Origin of the sequence: Shinella yambaruensis, from assembly GCF_050859155.1 — a bacterium.
In the GTDB taxonomy this organism is placed as follows: domain Bacteria; phylum Pseudomonadota; class Alphaproteobacteria; order Rhizobiales; family Rhizobiaceae; genus Shinella; species Shinella yambaruensis.
In genome coordinates, this window is record NZ_CP150638.1 from 2,156,067 (window position 1) to 2,168,481 (window position 12,415).

Below are 12,415 nucleotides of genomic sequence, written 5' to 3' on the forward strand. Positions count from 1 at the left end.
GCCGGGAGGCCCACCATGGAGCACACTGCCCCCGATCCCGCCATCTTCAGCCATGTGCGCGTCGTCATCGGCATGGTGGTGAGCCTCAGCCTTGCGCGCCTGCTGACGGGCGTCGCGCTCTTCATCCAGCATCCGGGCAAGCTGAAGCCCTACCCCGTCCACCTCGCCTGGGCCGGTTTCCTCCTCCTGTTCCTCCTGCATTTCTGGTGGTGGGAGTTCCGCCTGCAGGCGCTGACGACGATCGGCTTCGGCGTCTATCTCTTCCTGATCAGCTATTGCTGCCTGTTCTTCCTGCTCGCCGTGCTGCTGTTTCCCACGACGCTCGACGACTATGCCGGCTATGAGGACTATTTCTACTCGCGCCGCAAATGGTTCTTCGGCGCCTTCGCCCTCGTCTTCGCGGTCGATCTTCTCGATACGGCACTGAAGGGAGAGGCCTATTTCGGCTCCTTCGGCTATGAATACCCGATCCGCAACGTCGCCTTCATCGCGCTCTGCCTTCTTGCCGCCGCAACGGCCAGCCGCCGCTTCCACGCCGTCTTCGTCGGCCTCGGCATCGTCTATCAGCTGAGCTGGATCTTCCGCGCCTTCGACATGCTGGAATAGGGTCAGCCGCGCAGATAGGCTGCGTGCCTGTCGAAGCTCAACCCCGGGAAGACCGCGGTTTCGAGGTCCCGTGCCGAAATGCCGAACTGCTGGCGCAGCATGGCCGCCGCCAGCTGGCGCAGGTCCGTGGTCGGGCGAAGGTCGCGCCCGTCGAGCAGGTCACTGTCCGAAAGCGACGGCCAGTCGCGGTAGACCTTGCCCCCCGCCACGGCACCGCCCGCCAGGACGGCAAGGCCGCCCGTGCCATGGTCGGTGCCTTGCGAACCGTTCTCCCGCGCCGTGCGCCCGAATTCGGTGATCGCCAGGATCGCCGTCTTGCGCCAGACCGCCGGCGACAGGTTCGCCTTCAGCGTTGTGATGGCCGTCACGAGCTCATCGACCGGCTTCAGAAAGATTTTCGACTGGGAGAGATGCGTATCCCAGCCGGTAATGGAGAAGCTGGCGATGCGATAGTCAGTCGAAAGCATGCCGGCCGCGAACTTTGCCACGGACTGGGTGCCCACGCTGCGCTTCTCGGTGCCGTAGAGCCTGTCCGACAGCATGTCCGTCACCATCGCCTCGCCGAGGGCGGCGGCAAAGGCCGGGTCGTTTCGATAGAGCTGCACGAAAAAGGCCTGCTCGTCCTCGGCCAGCGCGAGATCGGCGCGCGTCGACCAGACATCGACCGGGCTGTCACCCGAAAGGATCAGCTCCGCCGTCGCGTTGATGTCGATCGCGCGGCGATCGGCCGGCTGCGGGATACTGGCGATGGCGCGGTTGAGCCAGCCGGTGCGCTCGCCCTGTACCGCCGCACCGCCGCTCTCCAGAATGTCCTGCCCGTCGAAATGGCTGCGTTCGTTGCGATAGGGCGTGGAGGTGGCGTGGAGGAAGCCGAGTTCACCCGCATTCCACAGCGGCAACAGGGCCTTGGCTGCGGGGTGAAGGCCGAAGAAGCCGTCGAGATCGAGGAGGCCGTCATCGGCCCCGAGCGCCAGTTTCGGCCGCAGCAGCCTGAGCGCTGGGTCGCCGTAGGGCTGCACCAGCGAAAGCCCGTCCATTCCCCCGCGCAGAATGATCGTCACCAGCCTGTTCTCGCCCGGCATCGCGGCAAAGCTGACCGGCGTGACGAGCGGCGAAGCGGCAAGGCAGCAGGCTCCGGACAGGAAGGCGCGGCGATTGATCTGGCTGGCCATGGTCCACTCCTAACGATGGTTGAACTCGGGAGATGCCAGCACCATCGCCAGCGCCACCTCGCGGTTCGGCGCACGCGAGATGATCTCGATCGTGTCCGCCCGCGCCGTTTCCGCCATCGTATCCTTCAGAAAGGTGCGGGGATCGATGCCACTGCCAAATTGCGTCGCAAGCCGTTGCGCAAAGGCGATCCGCCCGGTGATCTGGCTGGCGGTGATCCAGGCGATGGGGCCTTCCTCCCAGCCCGCCGGGCTCGGTGGGGTCCAGAGCGGCTGCCCGAGCAGGTCAAGCGCCCCGGCGGTCAACGGATTGGTGACGAGCGCCGCCTTTCCATCAGCCGTCATCATCGTCACATCCTCCAGCGCCGCGACGTCAGCAACCGGTCGCACGCCCTTCGTTCTTTTCTTCGGCTCCAGCTCAGCCACCGGCACGTTCAGCGCCCGCAGCGCCGCGACGACGAAATCGAAGGGCTGCCGCACCTTGCGCCCGTGCTCCTCCCAACTCCGCGGATGTTCCAGCATCGCTTGGTAGACGGCAAGAAGATGCCCGTCACTGCGCTTCCAGGCCGACACCATGGCCGCCACCACCGCCTCCGGCGGATCGTCGGCGATGAAATGCACGACGAGCTTGCGGCAGATATGACGACAGGTTTCCTCCCGCGCGGCCAGGTCGTCGAGCATGTCGTGGATCTGTTCGATCTGCCGCAGCTTGCCGCCATAGGCGCGGCCAAGCACACGATAAGTGCCCGGCTCGGCCGCTCGCGGGCGGAAGGCCGTCTCGTAGAGCGGCGCTCGGAACCACAGACCGGTCAACACATAGGCCGCCGAACGCACATCCTTCTGACTATAGCCGCTGCCCGCGCCCATCGTATGTAGTTCGATCAGTTCGCGCGCGAGGTTTTCATTGAGCCCGCGCCCCGATTTCCGCCCCTCCGACGATTTGGGGCCGACCGAGCGATGCTGGTCGAGATAGATCAGCATGGCTGGATGCAGCACCGCCGCCTTCAGGAGATCGGCGAAGCGGCCCGCAAGGTTCGGCCGCACCGCCTCCGCCTCCTGCAATGGCGTCAGCAGGCGCATCACACCACCCTTGCGCACATCGACCGAGAAATGGTCGCACCAGAAAGCGGCAAGCCGCTCGAAGAAGGCGTTGGGAGAGAGGACGGCCTGGCGTACCTTCAGGTGCCGGTCACGCTGAAACGTATTGGCCATCACGATATTGGGAGGATTGACGCTGACGCCATCAATCTTTTCCAGCGTATTGCTGTCGCGCGCCGTATAGAAGGCGCGCAGTATCTTTTGATAGGCGGGAAGCCGCGCGCGCCGTCCCTCGATGCCCTCGTGGGGAAAGAGGCAGGTCTCGCGGGTCCCGCGCTCTACCTGGCGCAGAAGCGCATCGACGCTCTCCGGCGCCGCCTCGCCTGGCCTTCGGCCGTAGCCGAAACGTATCGACGCCATGGTCGTAAAGGTCGTGGTCACGCAAGCCTCATCCGATCCGTGCCATGCTTACGCCGGAATGCGACTATTTTAGGAGCCCTATCCCTTGAACACAAACGTCGCGCCGGCTGCGATCAGCAGGAAGCCGATGGCGTGGTTCCAGGTCAGGCTCTCCTTCAGCCAGAAGACCGAGAAGCCGGCGAAGACGACAAGGGTGATCACCTCCTGGATCGTCTTGAGCTGGGCCGCCGAATAGACCTCGTGGCCGATGCGGTTGGCCGGCACCGCCAGACAGTATTCGAAGAAGGCGATGCCCCAGCTGGCCAGGACCGCGACGAGGAGCGGCGCGGACTTGAACTTCAGGTGCCCGTACCAGGCGAAGGTCATGAAGACGTTGGAGAGGCAGAGCAGCACGATCGGCCAGACGGCCGCCGGAGTGAGGCTGAAGGGCATCGCGAATCCTGATTCTTAAGGAGGTCGGACAAGGGCATACCCGACCCGCCGCCGCCGTCAAGACCACCACTCCGAAATCGCCAGGAGGGACAGATCCTCCCCGCCCGGCCGCTGCTCCGCCTTCGCGAGGACGACCAGCGCGGCGGCGAGCATCGGCCCGCCGTTGAAGGGATGCAGCGCCCGCAGCATGCCGGACCCCAAATTCTGCACGGCAACGAACGGCACGGCTTGCGGGACATGGAGCAGCGCGGCCAGCCCCGCCCACCGCCGCGCCGCGGCTTTTCGGGCGATGAAGCAGCGATCGTCGCCAAGGCTCACCCCCAGGCCTCGACGAGATAGCGGCGCGGATCGTCCTCCGGCTCGCCCGTCTTGCGCCAGGCTTCGAGCGTGGCGGCATAGTCCCGGCCGGCGGAAAACAGCGAGAGCTCGTCGCGCGTGTCCGCCCGGTAGACGAGGAAGGGCGGCTGCCACGGCAAGCCGCAGCGATGGGCGGTCGCCTCCAGCGGGCGCAGCAGCTCCGCCATGGTGAACCGGTTGACGCCACCGGGGGCATAGGCTTCCGGCACATTGCCCGCCGTCGCCGCGACGAGCAGCGGCTTGCCCGCCAGCAGGCGGCCCTCCGCCTCGTCGTGGATGTAGACCATGCGGGTGAGCACCGCATCCTGCCAGGCCTTGAGGAGCGGCGGCGTGGAATACCACTGGATCGGGAATTGCAGCACGATGCGATCGGCCGAAAGCAGCCGGGCCGCCTCCTCGCCGGCATCGATCCTGCCGTCCGGGTAGAGCGCGTACAGGTCGATGAGCTCGACATCCGGCAGCCGCAGGGCCGAGGCGGCGAGCACGGCATTGGCGCGCGAGCGGGCGAGATCGGGGTGAAAGAGAAGGATCAGTGTCTTGCTCATGGCGTCGTCTCCTGTGTTGACGTAACCAGGATGCCGCACGACATGAAATCATTCCAATGGATGATTCATATATGCTATTATCGATTTCATGAATTTACGATCGATCGACCTCAACCTTCTCGTCGTGCTCGATGCCCTGCTCGACGAGGCACATGTCTCGCGCGCCGCCGCCAAGCTGAACCTGTCGCAGCCGGCGACATCGAGCGCGCTGGACCGCTGCCGCCACCTGTTCGGCGATCCGCTGCTGGAGCGCGGCAAGGGCGGCATGCGCCTGACGCCGCGGGCGGACGCGCTGCGCGACCCGTTGAAGGCCCTTCTCGCCGGCATCGCCGCCGTCGTCGATGCGCCGGAGGAACCGCTCGCCGAGATCCGCCGGACGGTGCGCATCGTCACGGCGGACCATCCGGGCATCCTGATCGCCGGTCCGCTGCACCGGGCGCTCGCCGGCTCCGCCCCCGGCATCGATATCGTCATCCAGCCCTGGCATGGCGCATCGGCGGCGCTGGAGGCTCTGGCGCGCGGGGCGAGCGACATCGCGGTCTCGGTCTTCCCCAGCGTCGACGCGGCCGCCTTCCATTGCGAGACGGTGCTGGAGGAACACTATGTCGTGGCGATGCGCCGGGACCATCCGGCCGCCCGCGGCTTCTCGCTCGACGGCTGGCTCGCCTATCCGCACATCCTGGTCTCCGGCCGCGGCGATACGCGCAGCGGCTTCGACGACCAGCTTTCCGCCCTCGGCCGCAGCCGCCGCGTCGGCATCGTCGTGCCGAGCTTCCTGATGGTGCCGCCGCTCCTTGAGGAAAGCGATCTCATCGCCATGATGCCGAGCCATTGCCTGCCGGCGGATGCGGCGGCCCGCTTCCACGTCGCCCGGCCGCCGATCCCCGTTCCCGGCTTTCCGCTGCACATCGCCTGGCACCGCCGCCGCGACAAGGATCGCGCCGTCCGGCATGTCGCCGACCTGCTGCGCGATCTGCTGGCCGGCGCCGACGCGCCCGCCCTCACCCCTGCATCAGCCCGTCCCGCACCGCCCGCAGGTAGGTCCGGCCGACCTTGATCTCGGTCTCGTCGCGCAGCACCACATGCAGCACGCCGAGCGGCCCGCGCTTCACGCGCACCACCTGGTCGCGCCGCACGATCGCACTGCGGCTGATGCGCAGGAAATCCTCCGCCGGCAACCGCCGCTCCAGCGCCGAGAGGCTCTCGTTGTAGAGAAAGCTGCCCTGCTCGGCGTGCAGCTGCACATAGTCGCCGGCGGCCTGGAACCGCAGCACCTTTTCAGCAGGGATGCGGATGGTCTCCCGGCGCGATTTCACCCAGAACTGCGTCGGCCGCGTTGCCTGTTCGCGCAGCGCCTTGCGCAGCGCGGCGACGGTTTCGCGCAGCTCCGTTACCGCGTCCCGGTTCTCGCGGGCGACGATCATCGCGCGCGCCCGCTCGAGCGCCTGCCGCAGCCGTTCCGGCGTCACCGGCTTCGTCAGGTAGTCCACGGCATTGCATTCGAAGGCGCGGATGGCGTGATGGTCGAAGGCGGTGACGAAGATCGGCAGCGGCGCGTGCGGGCCGGTCTGCTCCAGCACGTCGAAGCCGCTGCCGCCGGGCATCTGGATATCGAGCAGCAGCACGGCGGGTGCGAGAGCGGCGATCTGCTCGAGCGCCTGCGGCACGTCGCCGGCCTCGCCGGCAACGCTCACGCCGTCGATCGCCGCGAGCATGCGGACCATGCGACGCCGGGCGATCGGTTCGTCATCGATGATAAGAACGGAAACTTCGGTCATGCGATCATGCGGTCCTGATGGGCATGGTCAGGGTCACGCGGAACCGGCCATCGCCGGTCCGGCCGTAGTGATACCCGCTCGCGCCGGGAAAGCGCCGCGCCAGGCGCTCGCCGACATTTCTGAGGCCGATGCCGAAGCTCGACGCGCCGGGCAGCTGGTCGGCAAGCGCCATGTCGTTCTCGACGAGAAGCCAGAGGCGCCCCGCCTCCTGCCTGGCGCGGATGGCGATGGTCACGCCGCCCGCCTTGCGGCAGGCGCCGTGCTTGACGGCGTTCTCGACGAGCGGCTGGAGGATGAGGCTCGGCACCAGGACCTTGCGCAGCTCCTCCGGGAGGTCGATCTCCACCCCCATGCGGTCGGAAAAGCGGCGCTGCTCGATGGTGAGATAGCCGGTCTGCAAGGCGACTTCCTCCTCCAGCAGCAGGTCCTGCAGCGGATCGAGCGCCAGCGTCGTGCGCAGATAGGCCGAGAGGGAGAAGACCATGTCGCGCGCATCGTCGCGCTCGCCCTCCTCGATCAGCCCGGCCATCGAATTGAGCGTGTTGAACAGGAAGTGCGGGTTGAGCTGGTAGCGCAGCGCCCGCATCTGCGCCGCCATGGCCTCCTCGCGCATCAGCGCCAACCGCCGCTCGTGGTCGCGCAGGTCGAAACTGTAGGACAGGGCGAGGAACAGGCAGCTCCAGCCGAAATAGAGCGACGTGCCGTAGATGACGTTGTAGGCGATGCCCGTCATGTCCCACATCGGCGCCGCGGGATAGACGCAGATCGCGTAGATCGCATGGTCGATGCCGCAGTAAAGCACGCCGCCGACGAGCGACAGCGTGAAGCAGAGCGCGGCCTTCGCCGGCAGCGGCAGCGCCTTCAGCCGGACCAGCAGCATCGTCAGCAGCGCCGCCAGCAGCGCGGCCATCGCCAGGAGAAAGACCTTGCCGACGGCCGAGTCGACCGGATCCGTGCCCGCCAGCCCCCACAGCAGGCTGGAGCTCAGGAAGACGGCAAGCAGATACAGCCCGCCGAAGCGCAACGTTGCCCGTTGCAGCTGCGACTCACTCTGTTCGGCGTGAGGAATGAATGGCAGACTCGATACAGTGCTCATTGCGCGAATAATCGTTTTTTCCCTGAAAACTGTCGAGTGCCGTTCAGCGACGAAAATCAGCCGTTCACCGAAAGGCCGCCCGTTGAGCTGGTGCTTTGCATCCTTTCGCCGCTCCTGCGCTTCACAAGCCGGACAGCGCCCGACCATTCATGCGCACCGGTTGGCTGGACGCCGCCGATGTTTCATGATTCCGGAGATATTCCATGGCTACACTCAAAGGCGACAACAAGAACAACTTCCTGATGGCGGACCCGATGAACGGCGATTCCGTCTACAAGATCTACGGCTACGGCGGCAACGACCGGATTTTCGGCCACTCCAGCGCCTACAACAAGATTTACGGCGGCAATGGCAACGACATCATCTATGGCGGCGACTTCAAGAACTACATCGAAGGCGGCAAGGGCAACGACCAGATCCACGGCGGCGATGGCCGCGACGTCATCATCGGCGGCGCCGGTGTCGACAAGATGTGGGGCGGCGACGGCGGAGACCGCTTCGTCTTCAAGAGCATTGCGGAGATCGGCAAGGCCGAGGGCCGCCGCGACGTGATCGAGCAGTTCAAGTCGAACACGTTCGACGGCCGCGACAAGATCGACCTGTCCGCCATCGACGCCATCGCCGGCACCAAGAAGAACGACGCCTTCACCTTCGTCGCCAAGGAAGGCGCGGCCTTCAGCGGCAAGAAGGGCGAGCTGACCTGGACCGAGACCCAGCTCAACAACGGCCACTACACCAAGCTCGTCATGGGCGACGTCAACGGCGACAAGAAGGCCGACTTCATCCTGGAAGTCGATTCCTTCAGCGACCTCTACAAGGGTGACTTCATCCTCTGACCGCTCCTCCCAGGCGACGCGAAACGCCGGCCCGGCCGGCGTTTCGTGTTCCTAGCCGATCTTGCGCACGAGCTGCGCCGTCGCCAGCAGCGTCACGAGATCGCGGATCATCGGCCGGATGTAGCGGTCGAAGTCGATGGGCGTATCCACCGGCGGCAGCTCGAAGAAATCCTTCCTGGTCGGCACCAGCAGGTAGCATTCGCGCCCCGTGAGGGCGAGGCGCACCACATCGTCCCGCCACACGCTCGCGAGATAGTCCAGCGCCTTCGCGAGCGTGCCCTGCACGATCGGCGTCGCCGCCTCCGCACGGTCGGTGCGGAACTCGTGCGACACGTCCACCTCCACATTGCCGCTCGTCACCAGCGCCAGCCGGGAGCCGCCGAAGAGGTCGCGCATGAAGCGGTGCACGGCGTTCGGCTTGCGCGCGGCGATCAAGAGGCCGGGAAACTCCTCCTCCCGCAGGAAATGGAAGATCACGCCCTTGAAGGTGGTCTGCCGGCTCTTGCCGCTGCCGGTGCTCAGCTCCGTTTCGGAAAGCGTGAAGGCCAGCCCTTCGTGCACGCCGGCGATCATGTCGCCATGCACGGCGCGGTCGCGCTGCACGAACTCCTTGCCCGGCATGCCGGCGATGAAGCGCGGCGTCGCGCCGTGAACGTACTGCACCTCGTCGACGAAGCCGAAGACCAGCGGCAGCATGCGGTCGCGCAGCGTCTGCTGGAAGCGCTTTGCCGGCGCCACGGCGAATTTCCAGACGAAGGTTCCCCCGACGATCAGCGCGGCCAGCGTGACGAAGGTCCAGTCCTCCTCGATCTGCGTCGCGACGAGATAGAGCACGAGCACCGAGAAGAGCAGGTAGACGCCGAGCAGCAGCGTCACGGTGACATACATGTCGCGCGCCACCTTCGGCCGCGCCGCGTTGTACTCCGCCACCGCGCCGTGCAGCGCGTCCAGCGAGCCCTCCTTCGGCATCAGTGCCGCCTCGTCCACCGTGCTCATGCGCGCCCCCAGACCGTGTTTCGAGGATAACGGCCGGGGACGGCGGCAAATTCGTTTCCCTTTTGTACTCACGCCCCCTTTCCTTTCCGGATGACTCTCTCCATATTCCCCGCATGGCCAGATCACCGAAGAAATCCCCGCCCTCGAACCCCGGTTTCGAGGAAGCCCCGCAGTCGGACTTTGAGGGCGCGCCGCTCAGCGGCAGCGTCTCCGACTGGGTGAAGCAGCTCGAGGCCGAGGCGGAGGCCGCGAGCGTCGAAAGCCGCCGCGAGGTCGCCTCCAAGGCAGGCAAGCACCGCAAGACGGTGGAGAATGCCGCCCGCCGCCACAGCGAGCAGGTCACGGTCTCCAAGACGTCCCGCGGCGTCTCGATCGGCGGCTCGTCCGACCCGAAGACCCGCGCCGCCGCCGGCCTGATGCCGGTCTCCGGCCTCGACGTCTCGCTGGAGGATGCCGCCGCGCTGGAGAAGGGCTCCGGCGTGACCGCCACCGTGGAGGCCCTGTCGAAGCTCATCGAGAGCGGCAACCCCCTCTTCAAGGACGGCAAGCTGTGGACGCCGCACCGCCCCGCCCGGCCGGAAAAGTCGGAAGGCGGCATCCCGATCCGCATGATCAGCGACTACCAGCCCGCCGGCGACCAGCCGACGGCCATCAAGGACCTCGTCGACGGCCTTTCCGACGGCGAGCGCAGCCAGGTCCTGCTCGGCGTCACCGGCTCGGGCAAGACCTTCACCATGGCCAAGGTGATCGAGGAGACGCAGCGCCCCGCCGTCATCCTCGCCCCGAACAAGACGCTCGCCGCCCAGCTCTACAGCGAGTTCAAGAACTTCTTCCCGGAAAACGCGGTCGAATATTTCGTCTCCTACTACGACTACTACCAGCCGGAAGCCTACGTTCCCCGCTCGGACACCTATATCGAGAAGGAGAGCTCGATCAACGAGCAGATCGACCGCATGCGCCACTCCGCGACGCGCTCGCTGCTGGAGCGCGACGATTGCATCATCGTCGCCTCGGTCTCCTGCATCTACGGTATCGGCTCGGTCGAGACCTACACGGCCATGACCTTCCAGATGGAGGTCGGCGAACGGCTCGACCAGCGCCAGCTGCTGGCCGACCTCGTAGCCCAGCAATACAAGCGCCGCGAGATGGATTTCCAGCGCGGCTCCTTCCGCGTCCGCGGCGACACCATAGAGATCTTCCCCGCCCACCTTGAGGATGCCGCCTGGCGCATCTCGATGTTCGGCGACGAGATCGACGCGATCACCGAGTTCGACCCGCTGACCGGCCAGAAGACCGGCGACCTGAAATCGGTGAAGATCTACGCCAACAGCCACTACGTCACCCCCCGCCCGACGCTGAACGGCGCGATCAAGGGCATCCGCGAGGAACTGAAGCACCGCCTCACCGAGCTGGAAAAGGCCGGCCGCCTGCTGGAGGCGCAACGCCTCGAACAGCGTACGCGCTACGACCTGGAAATGCTGGAAGCCACCGGCTCCTGCGCCGGCATCGAGAACTATTCGCGCTACCTGACCGGCCGTCGCCCCGGCGAGCCGCCGCCGACCCTCTTCGAATACGTGCCGGACAACGCGCTGATCTTCATCGACGAAAGCCACGTCACGATCCCGCAGATCGGCGCCATGTACCGCGGCGACTTCCGCCGCAAGGCGACGCTGGCCGAATACGGCTTCCGCCTGCCCTCCTGCATGGACAACCGCCCCCTGCGCTTCGAGGAATGGGACGCCATGCGCCCGGACACCATCGCCGTCTCGGCGACGCCCGGCGGCTGGGAGCTGGAGCAGTCCGGCGGCGTCTTCGCCGAGCAGGTCATCCGCCCGACCGGCCTCATCGACCCGCCCGTCGAGGTGCGCCCGGCCAAAAGCCAGGTGGACGACGTGCTGGGCGAGATCCGCGAGACCGCGCAGGCCGGCTACCGCACGCTCGTCACCGTGCTCACCAAGCGCATGGCCGAGGATCTTACCGAATACCTGCACGAACAGGGCGTTCGCGTGCGCTACATGCACTCGGACATCGACACGCTGGAGCGCATCGAGATCATCCGCGACCTGCGCCTCGGCGCCTTCGACGTGCTGGTCGGCATCAACCTCTTGCGCGAGGGCCTCGACATTCCCGAATGCGGCTTCGTCGCCATCCTCGACGCCGACAAGGAAGGTTTTTTGCGCTCGGAGACGTCGCTTATCCAGACCATCGGGCGCGCGGCGCGAAACGTCGACGGCAAGGTCATCCTCTATGCCGACCAGATCACCGGCTCCATGCAGCGCGCCATGGACGAGACGAGCCGCCGCCGCGAAAAGCAGGTGGCCTACAACGAGGCCAACGGCATCACCCCGGAATCGGTGAAGGCGAAGATCTCCGACATCCTCGATTCGGTCTACGAGCGCGACCACGTCCGCGCCGACATTTCCGGCGTCTCCGGCAAGGGGTTTGCCGATGCCGGCCACCTCGTCGGCAACAACCTGAAGGCCCATCTCGAAGCGCTCGAAAAGCAGATGCGCGACGCCGCCGCCGACCTCGACTTCGAAGCCGCCGCCCGCATCCGCGACGAGATCAAGCGCCTCAAGGCCGCCGAACTCGCCGTCATGGACGATCCGATGGCGCGGGACGAGGCAAAGGCGCAGGAAGGTGGAGCAAAGAGTGGGAAACCCCGCCGCGAGTCGATCTCCCCCCTTGAGGGGGAGATGTCCGGCAGGACAGAGGGGGGTGCCGCTTCTGGCAAGACCGCCTCAAAATCCCTCTTCCAGAAACCCTCGCTCGACGACATGGGCCCGGGCACCGACACCGAGCGCCCCCTCTTCCGCAAGCCGCACCTGGACGAGATGGGCCGCGACGTCGCGACCCCGGCGGGCAGATCCCTCTTCCGCAGGAACACGCTCGACGAAATGACCGTCGGCCGCACCGAAAAACCCGTCACCGGCGACCTGCCGGACCGCCCCCCGGAAACCATCGGCACCAAGAAGCGCCAAGCCCCCCTCCTCGAAGGCCAGCCAGACCGCACCACCAGCGCCGAGGACGCCAAGCCGGTGAGGCGCGGGAAGATCGGCGTCGGGAGTTATGAGGACCCGGCGGAGGTAAAGCGCAAGGGGCGCACCAAAGGGAAAACGGGGCGGCCAGGGCGGTGACGACT

The 12,415-nt window shown here is 66.4% G+C and carries 12 protein-coding genes; 4 read left to right on the forward strand and 8 right to left on the reverse strand.

Translation table 11 applies throughout. The annotated features are described in order from the left end of the window. Window positions 1-15 precede the first annotated feature (15 nt). Window positions 16-606, forward strand: a complete 591-nt coding sequence (locus WMC41_RS10660) for a hypothetical protein (protein WP_432348083.1) — start codon at window positions 16-18, stop codon at window positions 604-606. A 2-nt stretch (window positions 607-608) separates the two neighbouring features. On the opposite strand, the gene WMC41_RS10665 is transcribed toward WMC41_RS10660, so the two are convergent. Genes WMC41_RS10665 through WMC41_RS10685 form a run of 5 tightly spaced genes read right to left on the reverse strand, consistent with a single transcriptional unit; the run spans window position 609 to window position 4,567 of the window. Beyond that, the gene (locus WMC41_RS10665; RefSeq protein ID WP_432348084.1) at window positions 609-1,778 is read right to left on the reverse strand and encodes a DUF1501 domain-containing protein; all 1,170 of its coding nucleotides are present in this window, start codon (window positions 1,776-1,778) and stop codon (window positions 609-611) included. 9 nt (window positions 1,779-1,787) lie between these two features. Then, complete coding sequence (locus WMC41_RS10670; protein ID WP_288077795.1) at window positions 1,788-3,254, reverse strand: DUF1800 domain-containing protein; 1,467 nt, start codon at window positions 3,252-3,254, stop codon at window positions 1,788-1,790. A 57-nt stretch (window positions 3,255-3,311) separates the two neighbouring features. Then, the gene (locus tag WMC41_RS10675) at window positions 3,312-3,665 is read right to left on the reverse strand and encodes a DMT family protein (RefSeq protein WP_244769600.1); all 354 of its coding nucleotides are present in this window, start codon (window positions 3,663-3,665) and stop codon (window positions 3,312-3,314) included. A gap of 57 nt (window positions 3,666-3,722) precedes the next feature. After that, window positions 3,723-3,983 carry a hypothetical protein gene (locus WMC41_RS10680; RefSeq protein ID WP_432348086.1) on the reverse strand — a complete coding sequence of 87 codons (261 nt, stop codon included), beginning with the start codon at window positions 3,981-3,983 and terminating at the stop codon, window positions 3,723-3,725. Further along, a complete protein-coding gene (locus WMC41_RS10685) occupies window positions 3,980-4,567 on the reverse strand; it encodes an NAD(P)H-dependent oxidoreductase (protein ID WP_432348088.1) in 588 nt (195 codons plus the stop codon). Before WMC41_RS10685 ends, WMC41_RS10680 begins: the two co-directional genes overlap by 4 nt. Window positions 4,568-4,655: 88 nt before the next feature. On the opposite strand from WMC41_RS10685, the gene WMC41_RS10690 reads away from it, so the two are divergent. Beyond that, complete coding sequence (locus WMC41_RS10690; protein ID WP_432348089.1) at window positions 4,656-5,624, forward strand: LysR family transcriptional regulator; 969 nt, start codon at window positions 4,656-4,658, stop codon at window positions 5,622-5,624. Here WMC41_RS10690 and WMC41_RS10695 read toward each other — a convergent pair. Together WMC41_RS10695 and WMC41_RS10700 are read right to left on the reverse strand one after the other, a co-directional pair. After that, complete coding sequence (locus tag WMC41_RS10695) at window positions 5,569-6,345, reverse strand: LytR/AlgR family response regulator transcription factor (protein ID WP_244769597.1); 777 nt, start codon at window positions 6,343-6,345, stop codon at window positions 5,569-5,571. The genes WMC41_RS10690 and WMC41_RS10695 overlap by 56 nt on opposite strands. Window positions 6,346-6,349: 4 nt before the next feature. Beyond that, window positions 6,350-7,369: a sensor histidine kinase gene (locus tag WMC41_RS10700; protein ID WP_432348091.1), complete on the reverse strand. Its 1,020-nt coding sequence runs from the start codon at window positions 7,367-7,369 to the stop codon at window positions 6,350-6,352. A 275-nt stretch (window positions 7,370-7,644) separates the two neighbouring features. Between WMC41_RS10700 and WMC41_RS10705 the strand changes: the two genes are divergently transcribed. Further along, window positions 7,645-8,277, forward strand: coding sequence for a hypothetical protein (locus WMC41_RS10705; protein ID WP_432348092.1), 633 nt, complete (start codon window positions 7,645-7,647; stop codon window positions 8,275-8,277). A 51-nt stretch (window positions 8,278-8,328) separates the two neighbouring features. Here the strand turns inward: WMC41_RS10705 and WMC41_RS10710 are convergent, their stop codons facing one another. Beyond that, window positions 8,329-9,273 carry a hypothetical protein gene (locus WMC41_RS10710; protein WP_244769594.1) on the reverse strand — a complete coding sequence of 315 codons (945 nt, stop codon included), beginning with the start codon at window positions 9,271-9,273 and terminating at the stop codon, window positions 8,329-8,331. 113 nt (window positions 9,274-9,386) lie between these two features. Between WMC41_RS10710 and uvrB the strand changes: the two genes are divergently transcribed. Next, window positions 9,387-12,410 carry an excinuclease ABC subunit UvrB gene (gene uvrB / locus WMC41_RS10715; RefSeq protein WP_432348093.1) on the forward strand — a complete coding sequence of 1,008 codons (3,024 nt, stop codon included), beginning with the start codon at window positions 9,387-9,389 and terminating at the stop codon, window positions 12,408-12,410. Window positions 12,411-12,415: the final 5 nt, after the last annotated feature.